Below are 23,882 nucleotides of genomic sequence, written 5' to 3'. Positions count from 1 at the left end.
ACGAGGACATGGAACCCCGATTCAACCTTCTCGACAGCCCGACCGCCGCTAAGATCTCCCGGCGCCTCGCGAGCGTCTCCCAGGTCCTGGAGGAGTCGCCGCTGCCGAAGAACCTGCGGGAGCTGGTGCAGTTGCGGGTCAGCCAGATCAACGGCTGCGGCTTCTGCGTCGACGCGCACGCCAAGGACGCCGACGCGGCGGGGGAGACCGCGCTCCGCATCAACCTCGTCGCCGCCTGGCGGCACACCACCGTGTTCACCGAGGCCGAGCGCGCCGCGCTGGCGCTGGCCGAGGAGGGCACCCGGCTCGGCGACCAGGGCGTCCGTGACGAGACCTGGGCCGCGGTCCGCAAGCACTACGACGACGACCAGATCGGCACCCTGGTCTGCCTGGTCTCCCTGATCAACGCGGGCTCCCGGCTGAACGTGATCCTGCACAACCCGGGTGGTTCCTACGAGCCCGGCATGTTCGCCCGTATGGCGGGCTGACCGGCCGACGCCCCGGTCCCGGCGGTACGCGCCGGGACCGGGGGCGAGGGGGAGCGGCCTCAGCCGCGCAGGGTCGCGACCGGGCTGTTGTACGCCTGCGCCGTCAGCACCGGATGCCGTACCGAGGTGGCGTCCGCGGGCCAGGACAGCCGGACGGTACGGGACTCACCCGGCAGCAGCCACAGGTAGTTGTCGCTGTACAGCGTCGGCAGCACCCGGCGCCCGCCCGGCTCCTCCAGCAGCGAGAGCCGGACCATGGCGGCCACGGCCGAGCCCTGGTTGCGGACGACCGCCGTCAGCTCCCGGCGGTCACCGGTGCCCGACACCTGGGTGATGGCGCCGGTCAGTCTCACCTGCCTCGCCTTGTTCAGGCCCCGCAGCGCGGCGGGCTCGCGGTAGCGCCAGTAGGTGTTCCGCGACAGCTCCCGGCCCCGGGAGTCCTCCAGGGTCAGCCGCAGCAGGTGCAGGTCGGGAAGACCGTCCGTCCACGCGGCGGTGAACGCCACGGCGGTGTCCGCCCGCCGCACGTCCAGCCGGGCCGTCCTGGTCCGGCCGAGCTGCCCGCCGGACAGGTCGTGCAGCTGCGCGGTGACCGTCGCGCCGCGCAGGTCGGCCGCCGTGTGGTTCACCGCGATGACCCGCCAGTCCACCGGATCGGCCTGCACATGCAGCGGCTCGCAGGCCGAACGGGCGCCGAAATAGGCGCCGTTGACGTCGAAGTCGTAGTCGTACGTCTGCCAGACCGTGCTGTGCCAGGCCGGGTGGGACATCCACAGCATCAGACCGGTGGCGTCGTCCCACAGGTGCGCGTTCCACGCCTCGAACATGGCGCGGAAGTTCTCGAAGTTGACGAACTGCGCCTTGCGGGCGAAGTCGTCCAGGTCACCGGACTCGCCGAGCCGGGCCTCGATGGCCGCCTTGTAGTTCCCCGGAGCCTGGTTCCCGCGTTCGCTCCAGTCGTGGTGGTACCACGCGCCCCCGATGGGCCACTCCGGCTCGTCGCCCGTCATGCTGCGGGTGCTCGCCGCCGTGGACACCACCGGCATGCCGATCTCGGTGTGGAAGCCGAAGTCCCTGCTGCCGTACGTCATCGGGTCGAAGTACTTCTCCGGGGCCACCCACCCGTAGGGGCCGCCGCCCGTGACGATGCCGCCCGCCGAGTTGTTCTGGTAGAGCAGGCCGGGCGCCTGCCGCTCCACCGCCTCACGCATCCCCTGGTCGATGACGGCCGGGGGATCGCCCTCGTTCGCGCCGCACCAGACCACCACGCTCGGGTGGATGCGGTAGCGCAGCACGGTGTCCCGGGCGATCGCGACGAACGCCTCCCGGTCCGGCGGGTCCATGCCCCAGGCGTTGGGGAAGTCGTTCCACACCAGGATGCCGTGCCGGTCGCAGGCGGCGAAGAACTCCTCCCGGTCGCTGCTGCCGACCCAGTTGCGGATCATGGTGAAGTTCATGTCGCGGTGCATGCGCACGGCCGCGTCCATGCGCTCGGCGGGCATCCGGCGCAGCAGTTCGTCCCAGCCCCAGTTGCCGCCGCGCGCCAGCACCCGTACGCCGTTGACGCTGATCTTCAGCGGGTCCGGCGTGTTCGACACGGACTTGACGTCGGTCCAGCTCTCACCGTCGTCGGACACCTGGATGACGTACGACTTCGGGTACGCGGTCTCCCAGACGACGATGACACGGTCGAACGAGCGGGCGGCGCCCAGGTCGACGCGGATCCACTGGTGGTCCTCGTAGGCCGAGGACCAGCGGGTGCCGGGGTCGCCGTCGGTGGCGTGCGACGCGGGGTGGTCGGACTCCTCGGTGGAGGCGGTCACCGGCCGGCGCAGCGCCAGGTCGGTGCCGGGGTCGGCGCTGTCGACGACACCGAGCGACCAGAGCGAGTTGCCCCAACTGGTGTTGCGCAGGCCGCAGCTGAGACGGACGTAACGGGCGGTCCGCCGGTCGAAGTCCTCGACCTGGAGGCTGGCGTTGCCGTTGGTGAACGGCAGCGGCACCGCCCCGTTGTCCACCGCCTTCACATCGGTCCACTCCGAGCCGTCCGCGGACACCTGGACGACGAAGGTCTTCGCGTACGCCCGCTCCCAGGTCAGGTCGACCCGGTCGAAGGACTGGACGGAGCCGAGGTCGACGCGGATCCACTGGTCGTCCTCGAAGGCCGAGGCCCAGCGGGTGCCCGGGTCGCCGTCGGTGGCGTTGGCGGCGCCGTGGTCGTCCTGGTCGGTGCTGGAGGCCTCGGCGGGCGCGTGCAGCGCCAGGTCGACGCCCGGCCGGGTGCTGTCCGCGACGGAGAGCGTCCACAGGGAGCTGCCCCAGGAGGTGGCCCGGGTCAGACAGCGGACGCGGACGTGCCGGGCCTGCCGGCGGTCGAAGGCCACGGTCTGCGTGTAGGCGTCGCCGGACGCGGTGAACGGCAGCGGGGTGTCGTACTCGTAGCCGAACTGTCGGATGCCGAACCGGGTGGTGCGGCGGTCGCTCTCCTGGCCGTCCACCCACGCGGTCAGCGTCAGCTCGTGCAGCGCGGGCTCGCCCAGGCCGTTCGGCCACCACAGCTCGGGGTCGCGCAGCCGCAGCTGCCGGAAGGCGTCCGGGGCGAAGACGACGTCGAGGCTCTCCCCGGCCTTCACGGTGACGGCCCTGGACACCTTCACCCCGCCGAAGGCCGCCGTCACCGTCGCCCGGTGGTCGGTGCCGTCGGCGTTGCGCACGGGGACGACCACGGTCAGCTCGGCCACGGACACGTCCGGCAGCGCGGGCAGCACGGTGTCCACGCGCGGGTCGCCGATGACGACGTGCCCCGTCGACCGCAGCCGGACGTGGTTCCAGATGCCCGCCGCGCGGTCGCGCACCGCGGGCATCCAGTCCCAGCCCGAGGCGGCCAGGTACGTGGGCGAGTTGAGGTTCATCTGCTGCGCCCCGGCGTCCACCCAGGCCTCGCCCAGCGGACCCTTGTCGCCGGGGCTGCCGGGCACCGGGATCGGTGTGATCCGCACGGCGAGCGCGTTCTCGCCGCCCGCGTCGAGCTGCCGGGTGACGTCGAACGCGGCACGGGCGAACGGGTACGTCAGGCCGCCGACCCGGCTGCCGTTGAGCCAGACGTCGGCCTGGTGGTTGACGCCGTCGAACTCCAGCCAGACGCGGCGCCCGGCGCCGGTGCGCAGACCGCGCGGCAGCTCGAAGTCCCGCTTGTACCACCAGGAGTGCCGTGACAGCGCCTCCGGGATGCGCAGGTTGTTCAGGCCCGCCACCGGGTCGGGCAGCTTCTCCTGCGCCACGAGCGAGCCGAGGACCGTGCCGGGCACGGTGGCGGGCAGCCAGCCGCCGGTGTCGACGGACGGCCGAGACAGGGCGGCGCCGTCCCCCTCCGCCCAGTCGTCCAGGGTGAGCCGCCAGCCCGACTCCACGGGCACGGTCCCGTCGCCGGCGACCTTCAGTCCGGGGGTCCGGCCGTGCCGGGTGCCCCAGTCGGTCCAGCCCGTCGCCGCGGGACGGTCACCGGCGGTGCTGCCGTACACCTCGAACGCGTTGAGCCCGAGCGGCAGCGGGCTGGAGCGCTTCTGGGAGGTCATGCGCACCCAGCGCGCCGCCGTCGGGCGGGGCAGCTGGATGTCGACGACGCCGCCGGTGCCCGCGGTCGTGCGGTAGGCGGTGTCCCACGACTTGCCGTCGAGCGAGGTCTCGACGGCGAAGACCAGCGAGTAGCTCGACTGGATCTCCTTGCCGGTGGTGCCGCTGTGCACGTTGCCGCTGGTGGGCGGCGTGTACACCGGGTCCGAGGCGTCGGCCTCGAACGTCAGGCGGACCTGGGTGACCTCACAGGTGGCCTGGAGGTCGACGGATATCCACTGCGGGTCGCCGTCCCCGGCACGCCAGCCGCTGCCCCGGACGCCGGGGGAGGAGAGACGGTCGACGACGAAGGAGCCCGGGGTGGCGGCGTAGGCGGTCGAGGAGACCGAGACGGGCCGGTTGAGCGCCAGCTCACCAGGGCCGGCCGGGGAAGTGACCGGGGCGCCGGTGGGGGCGGCGACGGCGGTCGACACGGGGAGCACCGCACCGACGCCGAATCCGGCGAGGAGGGTGGTACCCGTGGTGACGATGGTCCGCCGCGACGGGTGGCGCGACGAACCCGACTGATCTGCCATGAGCATGATTTCCCATCACCATGCGGCGCACGCCGGACCGACTCCGTACGTCCCCTGCCGCAGTAGGTATGACAACGTTGCCAAAGGCTGTGCCGTGCGGGGGCGTGTGTCAACCCCTGGGGCGTGAATCGACAGGTGGCGGCCATGGGGCAACGGGGCAGGCAGCGCAGGCCGGTTGCGCGGGTGAACACCAGGGCCGACCGGAGGGAGGGGACAGAAATGCCGTGGACCCAAGCGTACGAAGGCCAGGGCGGAGGCACCGCCCACCGCCCGCCGATTGCGGATGTGACGGCACAGCCGAAAGTGAGGGAGCGGGGTACCGCCACCTGCCGTCCGGACCCGAAGCAGGGCCGGACGACCCCTGCCACCGAGGCCGGCCGTCACGTGGAGTAGAGGGAAACGGAACCGATCCCCACGGTCGACGTGCAGCACGGGACCGAGGTGCCGCATGAACCACGTCGCGGCGGTTGCTGTGAAACCGCTGGCCATAGCCCATGGAGATGGTGATCACGTGGTCTCTGCCAGGCGGTTGTGCCCGTCTCTGCATCGCTCGATGGCCCACGAGCGGGGGAGAATCCCCGGTCGTACACAGCTCCCACTCCGCTGACCTGGGGACTTCGCACTTACGAACTGCGGGTGCTGCTGCTTTGTGCTACGCGTGCTCCGCTTCGAGGACGAGGCGGAGAATCTCGCCGGATGGCGACTTGGGTACGGTGTCGACGAACGCCACCGCCCGTACCTTCTTGTGCGGAGCGACCGGGTCAGCCACGAAAACGATCCCGGAATCTCTTCGCCGTTGGAGTTTGGTCACGCAACCTTGAGCTTCGACCGCCACGATGTCGCCGGTGTGAAGGTAGCCGTCGCGCACTTTGTCTGTTCCAGACTCGGTCCCGGTGCAGGAAGCCGATCTCGCATGGGACCTGGCGGATAGCACGCCGAACTGCCCCTCAGGGAGGTCGGCGAACCCCTCGCCTGTGCGGCGATCACCACGATCCGCTCAGTGGGTGTCGACGTTGATCGACCGCATCGGCGACAAGTGGTCGGTGACCGTCATCTGTCGACTCGACGACGGTCCGCTCCGGTTCAACGCGCTGCGACGGGTGGCCGACGGCATCACCCAACGGATGCTGAGCACCACGGTGCGCCGCCTCGAGCGTGACGGCCTGATCAGCCGCACCGTCGAGTACGCGCTGACTGAGCGCGGGCGCAACCTGCACGGCGTCGTCCGCCGCGACCGTGAGGGGTATGACGCTGCTGTCGGGCCTGGCGCCGAGCAGTGACGAGGTGTCATGCCGGTGGCCGGCGCGAGGAAACGGCCCTGCCAGGGCTTCCGCAGCGCGGCGGCGCAGCATACCGCTGAGGCCGGGCAGGAGACGGCACTGCCGGTGTGCTGGATGCGATGACTGGCAATCCAGCACACCGGCAGTGCCGCCGCGAGCCTGATACCGCAGCCCGCACGCGGCAACCCAAGGGTCGACGCGGGCGATCGACGAGAGGGGTCGTGAGGGCAACTGCCGCAGGTGCCGAGCGGCCTGCCTGGAGGATCAGCTGGCTGTGCTGTCGGGTGCTGTGTCCAGCAGACGGTGAATCAGGATGCTCCAACTGTCCGCGAGCGGGCGGCCTGCGGCCGGTGAGGGGGGCGTATCGGGTTCGGGCAGGGCCAGATACAGCAGCAGCGGGCCTTCCAGCGCGCCGGTCAGCTGGATGGCCAGACTGTCCAGGTCCGGCAGGTCCAGCCCGGCTTGGCCGAGCAGCATACGCAGGTGAACCCGGGTGATGCTCGCCTCGCCGGCCGGGATGGGCTGATTGCGGTCGAGGGCGGCGCGGGCAATGCTGTGGTGGTCCAGCAGGAAGGTGATGCGGGCCTGCCCGTACGCCACCATGCGATCGAGTGCCGATGCTCCCGGTCCCAGCGGGGGCGGGCCGCACAGCACCTGTTCCTGAAAGATGCGCTCGTCGGCGTCGAGGAGGGCGCGGAAGATCCCGGCGCGTGTGCCGAAGCGTCGAAAGACAGTGCCCTTGCCCAGTCGGGCCCGTTCTGCCAGTGCGTCCATAGTGACGCTCCCGATGCCCCCGTCAGCCAGCATCTCCCGGACAGTCGCCAGCAGTAGCTCACGGTTGCGCACCGCGTCCGCGCGTTCAGGGCGCGGTTTCCCAAGGGGGATGAGAGATCCATTCACCTGACCAACCTACCGCTCCAGTGCTAAGCGGGGTACAGTCCGCTTAGATGGGCGGGGTGCCCGGCCTGCGGCGCCCGCCTGTCGCTACGCATGCACCGTACGGCTTTCGAGGAGTCCTGCCATGAACCTGTTCCGACTGGATGCGAGTATCATCCCGGCCGCTTCCGCCAGCGCCGAGCTGGCTTCCCTGGCCGAAGCCGAGTGGAGCGCCGCCCACCCCGATGCCACGGTGACGCGGCGCCACATAGGCGCTGATCCACTGCCCGCCGATGCCTGGGCGCTGGCGACCACGGCCACCTTCACCCCCGAGGCCGACCGCACCCAGGCCCAGCGCGATGCAGCGGCACTGGCGGCGACCCTGGTGGAGGAACTGCGCGGTGCCGACGCGGTGATTCTCGCGGTGCCGCTGTACAACTTCGGTGTCTCCCAGCACTTCAAGGCCTGGGTCGACCTGGTGATCGCTGGAGCTGGCCCGACCGATCCGGTGCTCAAAGGCAAGCCCACCGTGCTGATCACCACCATCGGCGGCGGCTACAGCCCCGGTACGCCCCGTGAGGGCTGGGACCACTCCACCTCCTACCTTGAGCGCATCGTCGGCGACGTATGGCAGGCAGACTTGACCCTGGTCAAGCGCGAGCTGACGCTGGCCGCCTCCACGCCCGGCATGGAGGAGTTGCGAGACCTGGCCGATCAGCAGTACGCCGCCGCCCAGGGGCAGGCACGCGAAGCCGGACTCGCCCTGGCCGGGAACTGACACGGACCGGTCGCACGCAAGCAGACCAACAGGCACGAGTGAGTGCACCTAGGGGTGTTGCGAAAGTCTGGTCGCGTGGGGTCTGCCCTGCATGGGTGGCGTCGTTGTCAGTGGTGCTGTGCATGATCGGCGCGTCAGCTCATCGCGGAGGCAGGAAAGCGCCATGTCGATCACAAACCAGCAGGTAGCAAAACACGCGTTCCTGCGGTCGATGTACGACGACCCGTACGATCTTGCTGCGGCTGTGCGAGCGCATTGAGGCCGGGCAACCGTCAGATCTGGAAACCCTGTATGGGCTCACCCAGGCTGCGACGGAGGTGCGACGAGTTCTGCTTCGTCGCGTCGGCATACGGGTTCACGGACGCGGATGCGGAGGTGCTGACCGTCGGCCGGGACTGGTGAACGAGGACGGGAAAACCCCTCCGTTCAGAGCCATTCGTTGAGAGCTGCGATCAGCATGGTCGCCTCATAGCGGACGGCAAGCTTGTCGTATCGCGTGGCGACCGCACGGTGCCTCTCGAGGCGGTTGATCCCGCACTCGACCGCGTGGCGCTCGCGGTAGTCGGCCGGGTCGAAATGCGGCGGCCGGCCGCCGCGGGAGCCGAGCTTTTGGCGGTCGCGCGCATGGTCGGCCTTGTCCGGGATGGTGCGGTGGATCCCGCGGCGGCGCAGATAGGTGCGATTCTCGCGGGAGGCGTACGCCTTGTCAGCCCGCACCCGAGCAGGGCGTACGCGTGGCCGTCCCTGCCCGATACGGGGCACGCGGACCTTCTCCAGTACGGGCTCGAACTGCGGTGAGTCTCCGCGCTGTCCTGCCGTCACCACGATCGACATGGGCTTCTGGCCCTGCTCAACTGCCAGGTGGAGCTTGGTAGTGAACCCGCCGCGCGATCTTCCCAGCCCGTGATCACAGGGCTCGGTGAAGATGCCTCCCGGCGGTTCCTTCTGCAGGTCGCCCTGCTTGCGGGCCCCGGCCGCATGCTGATGGGCACGGCAGACCGTGGAGTCGACGCTCAAGTCCCAGGTGATCGCACCCTTCGCGTCGGCCAGGGGACTGGAGCCGGGTGAGGATCCGCTGCCAGATGCCGTTCCGCTGCCACCGGCGAAACAGGTCGTAGACCCGGCTCCACGGTCCGTACGCGACAGGGACGTCCCGCCACGGCACACCGGTCCGGACCCGGAACCGTATGCCGTCGATCAACCGCCGCCGAGGCCAGACAGGTGGGGCGGACTGGAGGGGGAGCGGGTTGTCCCTTGAGGAAGAGTGGGCCGAGTTGAAGGCTGACGCGCTGGCGCGTCAGCAGACCGGCATACGGATCAACCAACTGCCGGCAGACGCAAGTGGCGGGACTGTCGCCCCGGCCGCTGGGGAATGGCGGGCACCCTCCGCCCCGGCGACCGGCTCCAGTGGCAGCCGATGGTGCGGCTACCTGTCGAGGAGGCGGGAGTTGGGGCCCGCCCCAGGCTCGACCTGTCCAGGGACCGGACCTGGGGCGGGCAGCTTCACAGCGGCCGGTGGGACGTCACTTGCTGGGGCCGCAGTAGTCGCAGCACGGGGCCGGGCCGCCCTCGCACTCCGCGCTCCCCGAGGGGCTGGACCCACAAGGCGAGCGGGGCGTCGTGGAGGCGTTGAAGTTCGTCGCCGCCTGTGCCGTGCCCGAGGGGACGGGCATGCGGCGTCCCGCGCCGTCGACAAGGGCTGGCACTCGCTCATCCTGCACACGCAGGTGTATGAGGGGCTGTGCGCGCGCCTGGGCCGGTTCGTGCATCACCGGCCGGACCGTCCCTCCTCCGCAGGCGTCCGGGCTCAGGCGCTGGAGCGCACGCAGGCGCTGATGGCCGCGACACCTTGGGGTACGGCGGTGGGTCAGCCCTTGTCCACGGTCTGCGGCGTCGGCTCGGCCACCGTGGACTGCTCGGCCCCGGCCCGCGCGCTGGACGGCAGGTGGCGCAGCCGGGTCGCGGTCAGCACGGCGGCGGCGACGGCAATGACGGCGGCCGTGGCCGCGGCGACGCCGAGCCCGTGGGCGAACGCCTCACGGGCGGCGGCGACCAGCGGCTGGGCCAGTCTCTCTGGCAGGTCGGCTGCGGCCTCCTTGGCGCCCCCGAGGGCGTCCCGAGCGGCGTCCGAGGTCGCCTCCGGCATACCCTCGGGCATCCGGTCCGTCAGTTCCCCCCGGTAGACGGCGGTGCCCAGGGTGCCGAGCAGCGCCACGCCCAGGGCCACGCCCAGCTCGCCGCTTGTCTCAGACAGGGCGGAGGTCGCTCCGGCCCGCTCGGCCGGGGCCTTGCTGATGACCAGGTCCGTACAGAGGGCGATCATGGGGCTCAGGCCCAGCGCCACGATCACGTAGCTGGTGATGAGCAACGCCAGGTCGTCCGCGCCGACCTGGGAGAGCATGGCGAAGCCCAGCGCCGCCAGCAGCATGCTGCCCGTGATGACCGTCGCCGGGCGCAGCCGCCGCACCAGCAGGGGTGCGAGCAGCGAGCCGATGATGGTGCCCACCGAGGCGGGCACCATCCAGGCACCGGCCACGAACGGCGTCAGGTCGAGCACCTCTTGCAGGTAGAGGGCGATGAAGAGCTGGGTTCCGCCCATGGCCAGCAGGCCCAGCAGGTAGGTGCCCAGCGAGGTGTTGATGACGCGGTCGCGCAGCAGCGACAGGTCGAGCAGAGGGTCGTCCAGGCGTCCCTGGCGGCGGACGAAGAGCACACCGAGGGCCAGTCCGCCCATGAGGGTGAGCGTGAAGGCGACGTCCGGTCCGGAGGAGCTGACGTGCTTGACCGCGTAGACGACGCCGAGGACCGCGGCGAGGGCCAGCGCGGCGCTGGGCAGGTCGAGGCGCCCGCCCTTCGGGTCGCGGTACTCGGGCAGGAGCACCGGGCCGACGGCGAGCAGCAGCAGCATCACCGGCACGCCCACCAGGAAGACCGACCCCCACCAGAAGTGCTCGAGGAGCGCGCCGCCGAGCAGCGGCCCGGCGGTCGCGCCGACCGAGAAGCTCGTCATGACGACGGCCACCGCGAAGCTGCGTTCGCCCGTCCGCTGGAACATCACCCGGACCAGTGACAGCGCGGAGGGCATCAGGGTGGCACCGGCCAGGCCGAGCAGTGCGCGGGAGGCGATGAGCGTCAGCGGGCTGCCGGCGTAGGCGGCGATCACCGAGGCGACCCCGAAGAGCCCCGCGCCGATCAGCAGGATGCGCTTGCGCCCGATCCGGTCACCGAGCGCCCCGGCCGGGACCAGTGCCCCGGCGATCAGGAAGCCGTAGATGTCCATGATCCACAGCAGTTCGGTGGAGGTCGGCTCCAGTTCGGTACTCAGGTGCGGTACGGCCAGGTACAGGACGGTCATGTCCATGGAGATCAGCAGCGTTGGCAGGGCCAGGACGGCTAGCCCGGTCCACTCCCGTCGGCCGGCCGGGGGCGGGGTTTCGCTGGTCATCGCGGTGTTTCCTCTGTCACGGGGGTGGGTGGGGGAGAGGAGTGGGAGCCCTGCGGCAGATGCAGGCCACCTCGACGAGGAACGCCGTCTCGCCGGGCAGGGTGTCGGCGCCGATCCGCGCGATGGGCACCGTGTCCCGGCTCGGGCAGTCGGTGGCCAGACACGCCGCGCGGGCCCCCTTCAGTACGACGGCGATCACGGCGGCCTCATGGCAGTCGGCCGAGGACGACACCACGGCGGACGCGCGCGTGCGCCGACGCGGGCGGTCGGCGGCGAACGCCCGCGCCTGGGCGAGCAACTCGGGGGTGACGTACTTGTCTAGCAGCAGGATGGCATCGCGGATCTCCATGAGCTTGCGGTACAGCAGCAGTCGGCCCGGACCGTGCTGCCAGAGATTCTCCTTCAGGCGGCTGCTGCGCCGGGGGGACAACAGCACTTGGGGGCATACCTCCACCAGATCCCGCCACAGGGGCCAGACCAGCCACCAGTCCCGCAGGTCGGTGAGCGTGCGCCGGGCGGTGTGGATGCCGGGCACGGACAGGGCGGCGGCAACCAGCAGACCGTGCAGGGCGAGGGCGAACGGCTGGAGGGGCGCCGCCCCGGCGTGGCCGAGAAGCTGGGACAGCGCGCAGAGCCAGAACACGCCTGCCATGGCGGCGCCGGACCCCAGCAGGAGCAGGGCCGCTCTGAGGAAGCCGGGGGCGCACTGCCGTCCGCGGCTGAGGCACACCGCGACACACAAGGCGTTGGCGGTCATGTGCGTGGCGATGATGAGCAGCCAGTACGGGGTGGACGGCGTGGGGGAGGAGCCGTCCACGATCCGGTGCGGTCCGTGCGGGGGTTGCACCGTGTCCAGCACCACCACACCCGCCACCGCACAGCACGCTGTGCCCCGCAACCAGCCCAGCGGGGCCCGGCGACGGCCGCCTGCGGCGAGCGAGTTCTTCAGCCGAGCGTGCGGTAGAACGCCAGGTGCCGCCCGGCGGCCGTTTGCCAGGTGTGACGGGCGGCGAGCTTCCGGCCCCGCGCCTGCCGGGCCGGATCGTCGGCCGCGAGCGCCGCGCTGAGCTCGGCGGCCAGGTCGATGGGGGTGTGCGCGAAGCGGGCGGTCCCGTCGAACACCTCGCGCAGGACGGGCAGGTCGCGGACTATCAGCGGGACGCCCGCGGCGAGTGCCTCCATGGCGGCGAGGCCGAAGCCCTCCTTGACGGAAGGGAAGGCGAAGGCGCTGGCGGCGGCGACCAGCGAGGGCAGGTGCTCCTCGGCGACCTGGCCCAGCACGATGGGCCCAGCGCCGAGTTCGGCGGCCCTGGCCTCCCAACGGGTCCGGTAGTCGCGGTAGTCGAACAGTGTCTCGCCGCCCGCGACTACCAGCCGCACGTCGGGATGGCTGGCGTGCAGCACCGCGTATGCCTCCAGCAGGTCCAGTGATCCCTTGCGGGGTTCGATGCCGCCGACGGTGAGGACGTAGCGGCCCAGGCGGGAGCGCCAGGCGGCGCGGGCCTCGGGGCAGGTGGTGGCGAATCGCTCGTATGCAACCCCGTTGGGGATGACGGCCGGGGACAGTCCCCACCCTCGCGCCAGTTCCCCGGCCACCGACTGCGAGACGCAGATGTGCGCGTACGGCTCCACGATGGCCCGTTCGTGGCAGGCAGCCAGTTCGGGGGTGGTGAAGTGGTCGATGTGGTGGACGGTTCGCACGCAGCGGCCGACGGCGTTGGCGCTGATGCAGTCCTGGGCATGGACGATGTCGTAGGGCGCCGGGTCGAAGGCGTCGCGGAGGGTGCCGATGGAGCGCAGGATGCGCTCGCCGACGGTCTCGTTGTGCGGGCCGTCCGGGAACGGCACGATCCGTAGCCGTACGGCCGGGTCAACGGGCCGGAAGAAGCCCGTGTCGCCGCCTCGGCCCAAAGTCCACACGGTGACGTCCTGGCCCTCGGCCGCAAGCGCCTCGGCGAGGGCGAGGGTGTGGACGACGCCGCCGCGCGGCTTGGTGGAGTAGCTGAGCAGGGCGATCTTCACGACCGGGTCTCCCGGTAGGCGCGGGGGCGCAGTTCATCGAGGTGGTGCAGGACGCGGCGGGCACGGTCGATCTCCTCGGCGACGTCGACCTCGGCGACCGCGAGACCTGCCTTGGCCCAGGTGCGGGCGAGGATGTCGCCGCCGGGGCCGACCACCTTGGCCTGGCCGAGGAAGCGCATGCCGCCCATGGCACCGGTCTGGTTGGAGGAGGCGAGGACGACCTGGTTCTCCGCGGCGCGGGCCTGGTCGTACAGGTCGAAGAGCTTGGCCTGGCGGTCCTGGGCCATGCGCGGGGCGCGGTTGGTGATGCTGGTGGGCCAGGCGGAGAGGCAGGCGAGGATCTCGGCGCCGTCCAGGGCCAGCGAGCGCGCCGACTCCGGGAACGTCTTGTCGTAGTCGATGAGCATGCCGATCCGGCCGACCGGGGTGTCGAAGGCGTCGAAGCGGTCGCCGGGGGTGTAGGCGGCGACCTCGCCGGCCGGGAGGTGGACCTTGCGGTGGCGGCCGAGGACGCCGTCGCCGCTGACGCACACGGCGGCGTTGTAGCGTTCGGTGCCGCCGTCCTCGCAGTAGCCGACGCACACCACCATCTCGGCCGCGAGACGGGCCACCCGCAGGATCAGCGGGCTGTCCGGCTTGAGAGCGGGGGGCAGGGCATCAGGATCTGGGTGCCGCAGGTCGGCGAGGTAGCCGCCGAGTGCGGCGTCGGGCAGAACGAGCAGGTCTGCGCCGAATCCGCGCGCGTCGTCGATGACCTTGCCGATGCGGGCCAGGTCGAACTCCAGGTCGCGGCCGAAGTGGGCGGCCGCGGCCGCGATCCTGATCGTGCTCATGTGGTTGCTGCTCCTGCGGGTGCGTAGACGTCCGGGCGCCGGTCGCGCAGGTGCCCCATGGACCGGCGGGCCGTCGACAGGGCCTGTGCGACGTCTAGCTCGGCGACGGCCATACCGGCCGCGACTCCGGTGTCCGCGAGGATGTCGCCGCCGGGGTCGACGACCTTGGCGCTGCCGACGAAGCGTAGCGACCCGAAGGTGCCCGCCTGGTTGGCGGAGAGCCACACGATCTGGTTCTCCAGAGCGCGAGCCCGGTCGAACAGGTCGAAGCGGCGCTTCCAGCGGTCGTTGACGAGGTCGCGGGCGGCCTGGGTCCGGGCTCCGGGCCAGGCGGATACGCACACGCCGATCTCGGCGCCGTCCAGCGCCAGCGCGCGGGCGGACTCGGGGAACGCCTTGTCGTAGCAGATCATCATGCCGATCCGGCCGACCGGGGTGTCGAAGGCACGGAAGCCGTCACCGCAGGCATAGCTGGCGTCCTCACTGAGCGGCTGGTGGACCTTGCGGTGGTTGCCGAGGACACCGTCGCCGCTGACGCAGACCGCGCTGTTGTAGCGCCGGCCGTCCGCGCCCGCCTCGCAGTAGCCCGCCACCACCGTCATCTCCCCCGCCAGGGCGGCCAGCCGGCGGATCTCCGGCCCGTCGAGGGCGAGCGCGGGCGGGCCCTCGTCGCGAGCGACGCCGTCATGGAGGCTCAGCAGGTAGCCGCCCAGGCACGCCTCCGGCAGGGCGAGCAGCCCCACGCCCTCGGTACGGGCCTCCTTGATCAGCCGTTCGACGGTGGTGAAGGTGTCCTCCAGGTCGCGGCCGAACTCGGCGGCGACGGCTGCCATGCGCAGGGTGGTCATGCGGGTCCCATCCCGGTCACCGTGGACGTGACCGCTTCGGTGATGTCTCCGTCGGGCCAGCGCAGCCCGACTCCCTCTCCTGTGGTCAGCTCCCCGCAGACGGCCTGTGCGGCGGGCCCGGCCGCGAGCGGCGGCGCGTCGGGCGCGGCGGCGGTGAGCATCGCGAAGCCGGGAAAGCAGGTGAGCCAGTCGGCCATGGCCGCCTGCCGCGGCCGGGGCACGGCGGCCACGTCGAGCACTGCCCGGCAGCCGCTCGCCTCGGCGAGCATGCCGAGTGTGCCGGCGACTCCCGCCATGGACACGTCCTTGGCGGCGGCGGGCCGGGCGGCAGCCACCGCACCGGTCATGGCGCGCAGTTCGCCCGCACGACGGTGACTGGTGGAGTCCCACTGGCGGCCCCGGTATCCCGGGCGCCAGGTGCCGCCGAGGTCCGCTGTCAGCCGTACGGCGTGGCCGGGGCGTCCACCGCCGCCCGGCACCGGATACCGGGTCCGGCCCAGTGCGGTGACGGACAGGGCCGCCGGGACGCCGAGCTGGGTGTGCCCGCCCAGGACGGGGACGCCGTACGCCTGCCCGGCCCGGCCCAGCCCGGCCAGCACGCGTGCCGCGTGCGCGGCGTCCCGGGCGCCGAGTGCGTCGAGCAGCCCGAGGGGTGAGGCGCCCATGGCGGCCAGGTCGTTGACGTTGACCAGCACCGCGCACCAGCCCGCCCAGTCCGGGTCGCGCTCGACCATGGACGGCCCGATCGCGTCGCACGCGGCGATCACGTCGGTGTCGGGGACCGGCGCCCCGTCGTCGCCGACGAATCCCGTGCCCCCGGGCAGCAGGGGCGCCAGCAGTGGCCCCAACGGGCCTTTCGCCGCCGCCGCTTGGGCGGCGATCCGGCGGATCGGCCACCGCATCCGGAGGTGGGGTGCGCCCGCGACCGTGGTGTCGCGGACCCGCTGCCAGCCCAGCCGCCGGAACAGGGGCGCGGTGCGCCGCTGCACGGTGGCATCGAAGCGCAGTACCCCTTCCGTCTCCGCACGGGCGCAGGCCGCGCGGACCAGGGCCGCGCCGATGCCGTGCGGTCCGCGGGCGGCCGGGGCGACGACCAGGCGACCGCCCTGCCACCAGCCGATGTCGGGCCCGTCGTCCACAGGGCCGAGCCGTACACCGCCCACCACCGTGCCATCGACGGCCCTGGCGACCAGGACGACGGTGCGGGGGTCGCTGTCCCGGTCGTCGAGGTCGTGGCCGCGGAACAGCCCCTGCTCGTGCACGAAGACGTCCCGGCGCAGGCGCCGGTAGGCGCTCAGTCCGGCCTGCCCGCTGGCCTCCTCGATGTGGAAGGCGGCTCGCCGGGCGAGGGTGCTGCGGTCGCCGAGCAGGGCCAGGATGTCGGGGTTCTCTCCGCAGACGGGTGCCGCGGCGGATCCGTCGAGGTACATCTCAGCCACCTGCCGACTTCAGCACGCTGCACGCCCCGCAGGCCGCGCAGCCGGCTCTCTGGTCGGCGCCGTTCATCCCGCCCGCGCGCAGTTTCGCCGCGACGCCTTCGGTGACCTGGGCCAGGTACCGCGCGCTCGGTGCCGGGATTCCGTCACGGGCCGCGAGAGTGCCGGCCATGGGGCGGAAGGGGACGACGAAGGGATACACCCCGCGGTCGATCAACCTCCCCGCGCCCTCGATGAGTTCACCGGGGTCCTCGCCCAGTCCGACCAGCAGGTAGGTGGAGACGCGGTTCGGCCCGAAGACGCGCACCGCCTCGTCCCACGCTCTGTCGTACTCGGCCAGGGGGACGGTGGACTTGCCGGGCATCCAGCGTCGGCGCACCTCGTCGTCAAGCGACTCGACATGGATGCCGATCGCGGCGGCACCGGCATCGTGCAGGGCGCGGATCCAGGACAGGTCGCCAGGTGGCTCGCACTGCACCTGGACCGGCAGGCCGGGAACGGCCTGCCGCACCGCCCGCACGCAGCGCACGAGGTTGCGGGCGCCGCGGTCCGGGCCGGTGGTCGTGCCGGTGGTCATGACCATCTGCTTGACGCCGTCCAGCCGTACGGCGGCCTCGGCGACCTCGGCGAGCTGCGCCGGGGTCTTGGCGGCCACCGTGGCGCCGGAGCGCAGGGACTCCTCGATGGTGCAGAAGCGGCAGCGGTCGGCCTCCGCGTAGCGGACGCAGGTCTGCACGACGGTGGTGGCCAGGACATCGGCGCCGTGCAGACGGGCGATGTGCTCATACGGGATGCCGTCGGCGGTGGCCAGGTCGTAGAACCTCGGCCGTCGTACGGGTGTCAGGGCCAGGCCGGTGTCCTCGTCGCCGAGCCACACCCGGCCGTCGCGGACACGGTAGGGACTGTCGGGGTTGGTGGGGAGCGCGGCGTTGGCACCGGCGACGAGGACGTGTCCGTCGTCGCTGGGCCCCGCGCCGTCCGGCCGCCGTACGGGGGCGTCCAGTGCGATGCCTCGCAGGGCGAGGTCGGCTCGGGTCATGATCCGCACGTCCACCGCCGTAGCCGTCTTGCCGGTGCCAACGCTCACGTCGGGCCCCCTTACAGCTGGTAGGTCGAGTTGATGATGGCGCCCTTGCGCGCGTAGTGGATCAGCGCGTCCTGGACGTCGAGCGGGTGGGTGGGGATGACACCCTCGATGAGGTCTTCCTCGCGGGCGCCGTGCAGCGACAGGCCGAAGCGGCAGCAGTACACCTTGCCGCCCTCGGCGATGAACGTCTTGAGCTGGTTGTTGATGTTGTGCTCACCGGGGAACGCGGAGTTCCCGACGGTCGGGAAGCCCCGCGTGGCCAGGCAGTTGAGGGAGCCGGGGCCGTAGAAGTAGAGGGCGGTCTCGAAGCCCTTGCGCAGTGCGCGGGTGGCCTGCAGGACGGCGACGAACGACACCGACGACTCGTGCGCGATGCCGTGGACCAGGGTGAAGTACGTCTCGCCGTCCTCCGCCTGGTAGTCGGGGAAGACCTTGGTGGAGCCGTAGATGCTGGAGCCCTCGGGCAGCGAGGGGTGCGGAATCTCGTTGAGCGACTTCTGCTCGACGTCGGTCAGTTCGGCGGTCGCCGAGGTTTCGGACATGCCTGTCTCCCTGTGCGATGCGGTGGTCGGTTCGGTCAGTCGTAGAGCGCGGCGAACGTGTCCCGGAAGACGAGCTCGCCGAGGGCGCCGCCGCCGGTCGCCGCGGCGAGGCGGGCGTACTCGCCCGCGAAGTCGCCCCACGGCTGATCGCTGGCGAAGAGCACCCGGTCGTGGCCGATGCCGCGGTGCTCGATCTCCTGGGCGAGCCAGCGGGGCGCGAAGCCGATGGCCCAGGAGAGGTCGGTGTAGACACGCTTTCCGGCGGTGATCCAGTCGAAGAACCGGGATCCGACGAGCTTGATGTGGCCGCTCATCCCGCCACCGAAGTGCACCAGGTGGACGGGCACTTGATCGGCGTACCAGTCGACGAGGTGGCCGACTTCGTCGATGTCGGAAGCGGCGCCCGGGGAGGTGTGGACGTGGACCACCAGTTGGTGCCGTCCGGCCTCGGCGAAGATGCGCTCGAGCATGGGCCGGCAGGCCGGGTCGGTGGGCCGGCCGCCCAGCAGGAAGCTCAGCTTCAAGGCCTTCACGCCCCTTTCCCCGGCCAGCTTCAGCGCCTGGGTGGTGCGGTCCGCGTCCTCGGGCCGGGGCGACACCCACAGCCCGGCCCTGATCCGGTCGTCGCTCTGCGCGGCCTCGACGGCCAGTTCGTTGAAGGAGAACGCGACCGCGGGGTCCGGGACGCCGTAGTTGGGGATGACCAGGGCGCGCTCGGTGCCTTCCGCGTCCAGGTCCGCGATGAGCTGCTTGACCGTGGCGCGGGCGGTGGTGTCGGGGTTGACGGGCGGTCCGCCGTAGAAGGGGTAGGCGGGCAGGATGCCGATGTGGCGGTGTGCGTCGAAGACCATGTCGGTGCTTTCAGCCGATGGGCAGCGCGGAGGCAAGCGCGCTCGGCACACCCGTGAGGGCGCCGCACACGTCTGCCACGCGGCGGGAGGCGTCGATGTGGTCCGCCAGGAACTCGGCGTCCCGGCCCACCGCCTCGAAGCGTCCCGAGCCCCACGAGTACTGCCAGGGCAGCCCGAGGAAGTACAGGCCGGGTGTGCTGGTGGCGCCGCGCCAGTGCATCGGGTAGCCGCGTCCGTCGAAGACGGGTGCTTCGACCCACCGGTAATCGCGGCGGAAGCCCGTTGACCAGACCACGGAGGCGATACCGGCCGTCTCCAGGTCAAGGCGGTCCGGCTGCTCGCAGGGTTCCCACACCGGCACGTAACGGGGCTCCTGCGGTGCTGCGATCCCCTGCGCCTCGATGTACGCGTCGATGGCGTCCTTGATGTCCTCGGCCACCGCGTCCGCGCGGTCCAGGTTCGCCTTCAGGTCGTCGGCGAACTCCAGGCCCGTACCGCGGATCCCGGTGAGCCGTCCGTACAGCCGCATGCCGTCGCGGGCGAAGGCCCGCAGGTCGATGTCGCGGCCGCCGTCGCGGCCGGTGACGTAGTGGTTGACGCGCAGACGCACGGCGTCCGCGTCACGGAAGTCGTCGATCGTCTTCTGGTAGTGGCCCATGTCGTCCAGCCAGGCCACGCAGTCGCGGCCCCGGTAGAAGCGGGCCACGCGGGGGGCGCTGCCCACCGCCAGGTGGACACGCCTGCCGGCGAGGTGCAGGTCCTCGGCGATCTGGCAGCCGGACTGGCCGGTGCCCACCACCAGGACACCCCCCTTCGGGAGCTGGTCCGCGCTGCGGTAGCGGGAGGAATGGATCTGCTCGACGCCGTCGGGCAGCCGTTCGGCCATCCGGGGCACGGACGGGGTGTGGTAGGGGCCGGTGGCGACCACCACCTGGTCCGCGGTGAAGGCCCCGTCGGACGTGCCCAGTTCGAACACTCCGCTCGCGGCCTGGCGCAGCCTGGTGACGGCCACGCCCTCCACCAGGGGCGGCCGGAAGAAGGAAACGTAGTCCTCCAGGTACTTCACGACCTCGTCGCGGACCATGAACCCGTGGAGGTCGTCCCCCTGATAGGGGAAACCGGGCAGTCTGCACTGCCAGTTGGGGGTGACCAGGCAAAAGGTGTCCCAGCGGCGGTCCCGCCACTCGTGTCCCACTCGGTTCGCCTCGATCACGACGTGTTCGACACCGCGCTGGCGCAGGCAGTAGCTCATCGACAGGCCTGCCTGTCCGCCGCCGACCACCGCCACCGGATAGTGGGATCCGGCCAGCCGTACCGCCGCCCTCACTGCGCGGTCCCGTCTGCGTGGACCAGAGCCACAACGGTGACCTTGGCTCCCGGCAGGGAGGTGTAGGCGGAGGCGGTGCGCTCGATCTGCGCGAGTTGGCCGGATGCACCGGTGCAGTAGAAGCCGAACTTCTCCTTCACCCGTTCACCGGCGATGCCGAGGGCGGCACGGCTGCGGTCGACGAAGTCCGCCAGGTCGTACGTGCTCCCCGCGGTGAAGTAGTCCTCGACTATCGTGGAGGGGGAGTAACAGCGCTGGGCCTCGCCGTCGGGCCAGCGGACGTGGAAAAAGATCTCAGGCATGAAGTCCTCCAGGCGAGGCGTCGAGGTCTTGAAGCCTCGCTGCTGCTTGTGCGGACCACTTCAGCCAGCGTCGATTGCCGGACCGAGTCATCCGGAACAAAGCGGAGTTACAGAAAACTCACACTGGGCGACCTGCTGCGCACACTGTGTTGTCGCAGAGGTAAATCGACCCGCCGGGAGTCCTGGCCCGAAGCCGGGGCTCAGGGTGCGGCGCGGATGGCCGTGGGACGACTTCCGTGAGCGAGGCGGGAAAGTGGTCGACGAGAACAGGAGTTTCTTCCGCGCACTTTCCTCGGCCCGGGGCACGGCTTCCCGGATCAAGGGAGGCAGGGCGTCCTCCGTGCACCGCGTTCACGTGTGCGTGCGCTGCTCATACCTGACCCTCTCGTGCGTTGTCGGATCGGCTATCGGTGATTGGCTTGCGAGGTGCACAACCTCCACAGATGCATCAGTGCCGACACGCGAAGAGTGTGAGAAGGCGTTGTCTTTCCGGACGTCATCACGACAGCGCCACCAGCGGCGGATGGACTCGGCCGCGAAGACCGACGTGTCGTGGTCGACACCGACGTTGACCCAGCCGGTGTTGCGGGTGATGTCGTAGATCCCGTACGGGATCGCCTGCTGAACGTCCGGGCCGCTGAAGAAGAAGTGGTGGTCCTCCACCTCGACCGGTTCGCCCCTGGGGCGCCATTCGCGGCCGGCCATGGGCAGCCGTCCGATCTGCTCCCGTGCTGTTTGACCTGCTCGTTGATGTAGCGGAACCGGGCATCCCGGTCGGGATGCTGGGCACCATCGAGGGTCTTGACGTTCGCCCGCAGGCTGAAGCCCTCCTGCTTGAGCAGTCGGCGGACCGTCGGCGCGGACACCGGGTGCCCCTGCCGGGTCAGCTCCTCGGCTTGCGGCCTCCGCCTGGTGCACGCAATCGGCCGTCCGGCAGTGGCCCGGCCCCCCTGCTTCCAGCTCCGACACGCCACGACGCACAGTCGTCTCGCTGACCTGCGCGATCCGAGCTTCGTCGCCGAGCATGACGACCTCCAGGACGTTCTCTACGCCGTACGCGACGCCGCCGACCGCCTCTCCGACACCCCCGCCCCAAGGCGCTGACCGTCGTGGAGGAGACCCACCGCCTGCTCACGGAACGCCTGCTGCCCCATGAGTACGCCGAGGAACACCAGCTCTACCCGGCGCTCGCCCGCACCCGCGGTGGCCCCGAGGCCACCGCGGCCATGAGCCGCGCCCACACCGAGATCGAACGCCTCTCGCGCCGCGTCGCCCCCCACCTGCAACTGGCACACTCCGAGGGTGGCCTGGCCCCCGAACAACTCGACGACCTGCGCTCCTGCCTCCACGGCCTGAACACCGTCCTGCGCCCGCACTTCGTCCAGGAGGAGGAGAACTACTTCTCCCTCGCGCCCTGAGCGCTGTCCCCACAGGTGCAGGGTCCGGCCGTCACACCGCGACCGGCGCCTTGATGGCCGGATGGTGCCGGTAGTCGATGAGCCGTACATCCGGGTAGACGTAGTCGAAGAGCGAGTCGGCACGCCGCAGACGCAGCCGGGGGAAGTCGAACGGGGTGCGCGTGAGCTGCTCGGTCACCTGCTCGACGTGGTTGTCGTAGATGTGGCAGTCACCGCCGGTCCAGATGAAGTCGCCCGGTGCGAGACCGACCTGCTGCGCCACCATGTGCGTGAGCAGGGCGTAGCTGGCGATGTTGAAGGGGACGCCGAGGAACAGGTCCGCGCTGCGCTGGTACAGCTGGCAGGAGAGCCTGCCGTCGGCGACGTGGAACTGGAAGAGCGCGTGACATGGCGCGAGTGCCATCTTGTCGAGTTCGGCCACGTTCCACGCGGACACCAGCATCCGGCGCGAGTCCGGGTCGCGGCGCAGCGTGTCGAGTACGGCGCTGATCTGATCGATGTGCGTGCCGTCCGGAGCGGGCCAGGAGCGCCACTGGGCGCCGTAGACCGGGCCGAGATCGCCCTCGGCGTCGGCCCACTCGTCCCAGATGGTGACGCCGTGCTCCCTTAGCCACCCCACGTTCGAGTCGCCGCGCAGGAACCACAGCAGTTCGTACACGACGGACTTGAGGTGCACCTTCTTCGTCGTGATCAGGGGGAAGCCGCGCGCGAGGTCGTAGCGCAGCTGGTGCCCGAAGACACTCCGGGTGCCGGTGCCCGTCCGGTCGCCCTTGGCCGTCCCGGACGCGAGCACCGTCCGCAGCAGGTCTTCGTACTGGGTGTCCACCACGGCGGTCGAGTCTAGCCACCCGCCCACCGAGGGGCCGGGGCGGATGGCGGTCGCCTCTCGGCGAAAGGCTCCACAGGGCTTCAGCCGGAGTACGGGACGCCCCGCGATGTTCCGCTCTCCGTGCTGCCCGGGGGTGAGGCGTGCGACTGCTCCTGCGTCCCGGGAAGCACCTCCGCCCACAGGTTCTCGGCCTGGAGGAGCAGTGCGCCCAGCACCGCGGCCGCCTCGGCGGTCTGCCCGGCGTGCTCGCGCAGCCCGGACTTCAGCTGCCGGTCCAGCTCCCACATCGCCGACAAGGCCTCCCCGTCCCCGGCCGCGGCACGCTCTTCGCCGCGCAGCAGACGGCGGGCCTCCGCGTGGCAGGTGTCCGCGATGAGGTCGAGCAGCCGTGCGTACGCGTCCAGGGCCGCCGTGTCGGGCGGGGCGGGCGTCCGCCGGGGGTCGGCGGCGACCGCCAGCGACCGGGTCAGCGCCGTGACATGTCCGGTGACGCGGCTGAAGCGCTCGTCCTCCTCCGGAGGGGGAACGTCCGCGGGGACCCGGTGCAGGGCGCGCAGCGGGCCGTAGGTCAGCCGCAGGCTCTCCCGGCTCCAGTGACGGGCCGCGCGCAGCGCCTCCAGGCGGTGTTCCAGGCGCGCCGAGGCGTCGAGCCAGCCGACGGAGGTCCCGTCGTCCCACCCCGGCCGCCGCAGCCCGACGGCGACCAGGTGCAGCACGTCGCCGCTCTCCCGGGCGAGCGCCGCGAGGTTCTCGCGTACGTCCCGAAGGTGGATCGGCGGCAGGACGAGCGCGTTCACGGCGACCCCGATGACCGCGCCCAGCGCCGCCTGCCCCAGCCGGTGTCCGACCGCGACCGCGCTGACGGTTCCGGAGGCGAGCGTGAACAGGGCCGTCGTGGCCGCGTAGATCCCCTGGTCGCCGAAGCGGGGCCAGTTCGACAGCAGCATCAGCAGCGGTACGGAGAGGGCGAGTCCGCCCAGGGTGCTGCCGGTGAGTGCCTCCGCGCCGGAGGCCAGCAGTGCCCCGCAGCAGATCGCCGCGAACTGCTGCCCGGCCTGCCGCAGTGAGCTGTACACGGTGGCCTGCACCAGCACCACGGCCACCCACGGGGCCATCAGCGCCATCGGGTCGCCGAGCCACTCGCGGGCCACCAGCCAGGCCAGCAGGGCCGCCGCCGCGGCCTTCAGCGACTGCACGGCCAGGTCCCGCTCCCGTCCCGGCCCGCGCCATGCGGCGCGCACGGCCCCCACCAGGGCGCGGCCTTCGCCGCGTGCGGCAGTGGTGAGGCGTTCCGTCGGGGTCGCCCGTGCGAGGTTCCGCCCCGCCCGCCGTACTGAGTGCGCCTTGGGGATCATCGGTCGCGGGTATCCGC

The 23,882-nt window shown here is 71.4% G+C and carries 21 protein-coding genes and 2 pseudogenes; 4 read left to right on the top strand and 19 right to left on the bottom strand.

Annotated elements, in window-relative coordinates; translation table 11 throughout:
• Nucleotides 1–8: 8 nt before the first annotated feature.
• On the top strand, nucleotides 9–488 hold the full coding sequence (locus KBY47_RS09425) for a carboxymuconolactone decarboxylase family protein (RefSeq protein ID WP_210920532.1): 480 nt from the start codon (nucleotides 9–11) through the stop codon (nucleotides 486–488).
• A gap of 59 nt (nucleotides 489–547) precedes the next feature.
• Here KBY47_RS09425 and KBY47_RS09420 read toward each other — a convergent pair whose 3' ends face one another.
• Together KBY47_RS09420 and KBY47_RS09415 are read right to left on the bottom strand one after the other, a co-directional pair.
• Nucleotides 548–4,636, bottom strand: coding sequence for a discoidin domain-containing protein (locus KBY47_RS09420; RefSeq protein ID WP_210920531.1), 4,089 nt, complete (start codon nucleotides 4,634–4,636; stop codon nucleotides 548–550).
• Between the two features lie 652 nt (nucleotides 4,637–5,288).
• Nucleotides 5,289–5,504 carry a hypothetical protein gene (locus tag KBY47_RS09415; protein WP_210920530.1) on the bottom strand — a complete coding sequence of 72 codons (216 nt, stop codon included), beginning with the start codon at nucleotides 5,502–5,504 and terminating at the stop codon, nucleotides 5,289–5,291.
• A gap of 145 nt (nucleotides 5,505–5,649) precedes the next feature.
• On the opposite strand from KBY47_RS09415, the gene KBY47_RS09410 reads away from it, so the two are divergent.
• On the top strand, nucleotides 5,650–5,916 hold the full coding sequence (locus tag KBY47_RS09410) for a helix-turn-helix domain-containing protein (RefSeq protein ID WP_308405100.1): 267 nt from the start codon (nucleotides 5,650–5,652) through the stop codon (nucleotides 5,914–5,916).
• Between the two features lie 264 nt (nucleotides 5,917–6,180).
• Here the strand turns inward: KBY47_RS09410 and KBY47_RS09405 are convergent, their stop codons facing one another.
• Nucleotides 6,181–6,762: a helix-turn-helix domain-containing protein gene (locus KBY47_RS09405; protein WP_308405112.1), complete on the bottom strand. Its 582-nt coding sequence runs from the start codon at nucleotides 6,760–6,762 to the stop codon at nucleotides 6,181–6,183.
• Nucleotides 6,763–6,937: 175 nt separating this feature from the next.
• On the opposite strand from KBY47_RS09405, the gene KBY47_RS09400 reads away from it, so the two are divergent.
• Complete coding sequence (locus tag KBY47_RS09400) at nucleotides 6,938–7,570, top strand: FMN-dependent NADH-azoreductase (protein ID WP_210920529.1); 633 nt, start codon at nucleotides 6,938–6,940, stop codon at nucleotides 7,568–7,570.
• 426 nt (nucleotides 7,571–7,996) lie between these two features.
• On the opposite strand, the gene KBY47_RS09395 is transcribed toward KBY47_RS09400, so the two are convergent.
• The 14 genes and pseudogenes from KBY47_RS09395 to KBY47_RS09335 all read right to left on the bottom strand — a co-directional run.
• Entirely contained in the window at nucleotides 7,997–8,587 is a 591-nt protein-coding gene (locus KBY47_RS09395) for an IS5 family transposase (RefSeq protein ID WP_247694440.1), read from the bottom strand.
• Nucleotides 8,478–8,771: a transposase gene (locus KBY47_RS36375; protein WP_247694439.1), complete on the bottom strand. Its 294-nt coding sequence runs from the start codon at nucleotides 8,769–8,771 to the stop codon at nucleotides 8,478–8,480. Before KBY47_RS36375 ends, KBY47_RS09395 begins: the two co-directional genes overlap by 110 nt.
• 666 nt (nucleotides 8,772–9,437) lie before the next feature.
• Complete coding sequence (locus KBY47_RS09390) at nucleotides 9,438–11,015, bottom strand: MFS transporter (protein ID WP_210920528.1); 1,578 nt, start codon at nucleotides 11,013–11,015, stop codon at nucleotides 9,438–9,440.
• Between the two features lie 16 nt (nucleotides 11,016–11,031).
• Nucleotides 11,032–11,889, bottom strand: coding sequence for a DUF6545 domain-containing protein (locus KBY47_RS09385; protein WP_210920527.1), 858 nt, complete (start codon nucleotides 11,887–11,889; stop codon nucleotides 11,032–11,034).
• Between the two features lie 71 nt (nucleotides 11,890–11,960).
• Nucleotides 11,961–13,037: an MSMEG_0565 family glycosyltransferase gene (locus KBY47_RS09380; RefSeq protein ID WP_210920526.1), complete on the bottom strand. Its 1,077-nt coding sequence runs from the start codon at nucleotides 13,035–13,037 to the stop codon at nucleotides 11,961–11,963.
• Entirely contained in the window at nucleotides 13,034–13,870 is an 837-nt protein-coding gene (locus KBY47_RS09375) for a carbon-nitrogen hydrolase family protein (RefSeq protein WP_210920525.1), read from the bottom strand. Before KBY47_RS09375 ends, KBY47_RS09380 begins: the two co-directional genes overlap by 4 nt.
• The gene (locus KBY47_RS09370; protein WP_210920524.1) at nucleotides 13,867–14,718 is read right to left on the bottom strand and encodes a carbon-nitrogen hydrolase family protein; all 852 of its coding nucleotides are present in this window, start codon (nucleotides 14,716–14,718) and stop codon (nucleotides 13,867–13,869) included. The genes KBY47_RS09375 and KBY47_RS09370 overlap by 4 nt, the downstream gene beginning before the upstream one ends.
• A complete protein-coding gene (locus KBY47_RS09365; protein ID WP_210920523.1) occupies nucleotides 14,715–16,148 on the bottom strand; it encodes an MSMEG_0567/sll0787 family protein in 1,434 nt (477 codons plus the stop codon). The genes KBY47_RS09370 and KBY47_RS09365 overlap by 4 nt, the downstream gene beginning before the upstream one ends.
• A 1-nt stretch (nucleotide 16,149) precedes the next feature.
• Nucleotides 16,150–17,241: an MSMEG_0568 family radical SAM protein gene (locus tag KBY47_RS09360; protein WP_308405098.1), complete on the bottom strand. Its 1,092-nt coding sequence runs from the start codon at nucleotides 17,239–17,241 to the stop codon at nucleotides 16,150–16,152.
• Nucleotides 17,242–17,252: 11 nt separating this feature from the next.
• The gene (locus tag KBY47_RS09355) at nucleotides 17,253–17,783 is read right to left on the bottom strand and encodes an MSMEG_0572/Sll0783 family nitrogen starvation response protein (RefSeq protein WP_210920522.1); all 531 of its coding nucleotides are present in this window, start codon (nucleotides 17,781–17,783) and stop codon (nucleotides 17,253–17,255) included.
• A 35-nt stretch (nucleotides 17,784–17,818) separates the two neighbouring features.
• A complete protein-coding gene (locus tag KBY47_RS09350) occupies nucleotides 17,819–18,634 on the bottom strand; it encodes an amidohydrolase family protein (protein WP_210920521.1) in 816 nt (271 codons plus the stop codon).
• A gap of 10 nt (nucleotides 18,635–18,644) precedes the next feature.
• Nucleotides 18,645–19,961: an MSMEG_0569 family flavin-dependent oxidoreductase gene (locus KBY47_RS09345; RefSeq protein ID WP_210920520.1), complete on the bottom strand. Its 1,317-nt coding sequence runs from the start codon at nucleotides 19,959–19,961 to the stop codon at nucleotides 18,645–18,647.
• Nucleotides 19,958–20,263, bottom strand: coding sequence for an MSMEG_0570 family nitrogen starvation response protein (locus tag KBY47_RS09340; protein WP_210920519.1), 306 nt, complete (start codon nucleotides 20,261–20,263; stop codon nucleotides 19,958–19,960). The genes KBY47_RS09345 and KBY47_RS09340 overlap by 4 nt, the downstream gene beginning before the upstream one ends.
• A gap of 501 nt (nucleotides 20,264–20,764) precedes the next feature.
• A pseudogene (locus KBY47_RS09335) lies at nucleotides 20,765–21,289 on the bottom strand (ISAzo13 family transposase); the annotation flags it as partial.
• Between KBY47_RS09335 and KBY47_RS09330 the strand changes: the two are divergent.
• Nucleotides 21,275–21,681 (top strand): annotated as a pseudogene (locus KBY47_RS09330) (hemerythrin domain-containing protein); the annotation flags it as partial. The pseudogenes KBY47_RS09335 and KBY47_RS09330 overlap by 15 nt on opposite strands.
• A gap of 31 nt (nucleotides 21,682–21,712) precedes the next feature.
• On the opposite strand, the gene KBY47_RS09325 reads toward KBY47_RS09330, so the two are convergent.
• Together KBY47_RS09325 and KBY47_RS09320 are read right to left on the bottom strand one after the other, a co-directional pair.
• Nucleotides 21,713–22,510: a thymidylate synthase gene (locus KBY47_RS09325; protein WP_210920518.1), complete on the bottom strand. Its 798-nt coding sequence runs from the start codon at nucleotides 22,508–22,510 to the stop codon at nucleotides 21,713–21,715.
• 80 nt (nucleotides 22,511–22,590) lie between these two features.
• Nucleotides 22,591–23,865, bottom strand: coding sequence for an aromatic acid exporter family protein (locus KBY47_RS09320; protein ID WP_210920517.1), 1,275 nt, complete (start codon nucleotides 23,863–23,865; stop codon nucleotides 22,591–22,593).
• Nucleotides 23,866–23,882 lie beyond the last annotated feature (17 nt).

The sequence above is a fragment of the Streptomyces sp. B93 genome (genome assembly GCF_018070565.1).
In the GTDB taxonomy this organism is placed as follows: domain Bacteria; phylum Actinomycetota; class Actinomycetes; order Streptomycetales; family Streptomycetaceae; genus Streptomyces.
This window is presented reverse-complemented; position numbering and strand designations above follow the sequence as displayed.